This is a genomic window from Synergistaceae bacterium, assembly GCA_017450125.1.
GTDB lineage: Bacteria > Synergistota > Synergistia > Synergistales > Aminobacteriaceae > JAFUXM01.
In genome coordinates this window covers 1-1754 of record JAFSWZ010000006.1, presented here as the reverse complement: position 1 = coordinate 1754, position 1754 = coordinate 1, and the positions used below count along the sequence as shown (strand labels likewise).

The window sequence follows — 1754 nt, the reverse complement described above, 5'->3', positions numbered from 1 at the left end:
TCTGGTCTCGTCAACTGCTTCGTCGCAAATCGGTCCCCAGACCTTCAACGGGTAGAGTGCTGCACAAATTGCGCGGCAAAGGTGGTCGACTCTGTCCTGATCGTAAGTCGCTATAACTTCTGCTGCGGCTCTGGCCTTCTTCACCATTTCTTCGAGCATGGCGATTTCTTCGGGTGTTACTTCATGATGTGCCATTGTAGTAGAAAAACTCCTCTCAAAAAATTACTTCGTTATGTGTGATTTAACGTGTGACGGCGGAATATATCTGCCGTTTTCGTCCTTCTTTACAAGTTTGCCTTCTTTGACAAGCTCGCCCGGCGTGTAGATGTCGTTGATGTTCCAGCAGCCCGGTGTAGGCACAGGGATATTCTCCATGATAGCCTCAACCAAGAACGGCTTACCGGCTTTGTTGGCCTCTACAGCCTTCTTCATTGCTGGAGCGAACTCCTCAGCAGAATTGACTCTGATAGCCTCGACTCCGTAGCCCTCAGCGACTTTTGCCCAGTTAGGCGAATATGCTGCGCCGTCCGGCGTGTGGAAGGTAGTACCGAATTTCGTGTGATAGTTTGCGTTTTCGAGTCCTGCGATCGTACCGAAAGCCATGTTATTCATGACTACCCAAGTACAAGCTATACCCTCTTCAACCGCTGTAGCCATGCATGTCGGGTTGACACCAAAACCGCCGTCGCCGATAAGGGCAATGCAGATCTTATCGGGAGCAGCTTTTTTGCCGCCGAGAACTGCTGACGCTCCGAAGCCCATCGTTGCGAGTCCTGAAGAGTGGTGAACTGTTCCGGGAATCGTAACCGTGAACTGCTGTGCGACACCGTTTTTGTTCCAGCCTACATCGGTGAAGATTAGTGCGTCCTCAGGGATAGCCTCTTTTACGTCCTTGAGAATCCTCTGCGGAGTCATCGGGAAGCGTAAATCTTCGGTGATAGCTTTGACTTCCTCTTTGAACTCAGCTTTTGCCTTCGCGATGCCTTCACGGAGTCCGGGGCGTTTTATGCCTTCGGGCTTGATGGCTTTTGCTGCCTCAAGAATCTGAGCAAGCGCAAGTTTCAGGTCTGCTACTGCACCGATTTCGACGGGGTAATTTCTGCCGATCTCTGTGGGGTCAATGTCGATCTGAAGGAATTTCGTTGTTGCAGGATCGAACGTTACGCCCTGATACCAGCTCGAAGAGTCAGCCTCCGCGAAACGTGTCCCCAGCGCAAGAATCACATCTGCTCCCAGCGTGAAAGCGTGTGTATGAGCGAGTCCCCAGAAGCCAGTCTGACCGACCATCAGCGGATGAAGATCACTGACGCAGCCCTGACCCATAAGAGTGCGTGAAATCGGGATGTCAAGAAATTCCGCGAGTGCTGCAAGTTCTGCGGAAGCCTGAGCTAACAAAATTCCTCCGCCTGCGTGAATCACTGGAGCTTTGGCCTCGATGAGTCTCTTGGCGATTGCTTTTGCACATGCGGGATCAAGAGCGGGCTTCACTGTGATGTGGCTGTCCTGATATGTGCGGGCGAATAAATCTTCTTCGATCTCTCTGCTCCAGATGTCCATCGGCATATCGATAAGCACCGGGCCGGGTCTTCCGGACTCTGCAAGCCTGAAGGCCTTATCCAGAATGTCGGGGAGTGCTTCTGGGTCGTCGACTCTCCAGCAGCGTTTGCAGACAGGCTCAAGAAGTCTGTACTGTGTTGCGTCGCCGTGCATGTTGACTTCCTGATGAGGGTGCTTGCCGTAGTAGTAGCTGGGGA

At 52.4% G+C, this 1754-nt stretch carries 2 protein-coding genes; both read right to left on the bottom strand.

The genetic code is table 11. The annotated features are described in order from the left end of the window. On the bottom strand, positions 1 to 195 hold a 195-nt coding region (locus IJT02_00130), incomplete at its 3' end, for an aldehyde dehydrogenase (protein MBQ7543334.1). A 27-nt stretch (positions 196 to 222) separates the two neighbouring features. Beyond that, positions 223 to 1754 (bottom strand): thiamine pyrophosphate-binding protein (locus IJT02_00125; protein MBQ7543333.1); only part of this gene is annotated, 1532 nt, incomplete at its 5' end.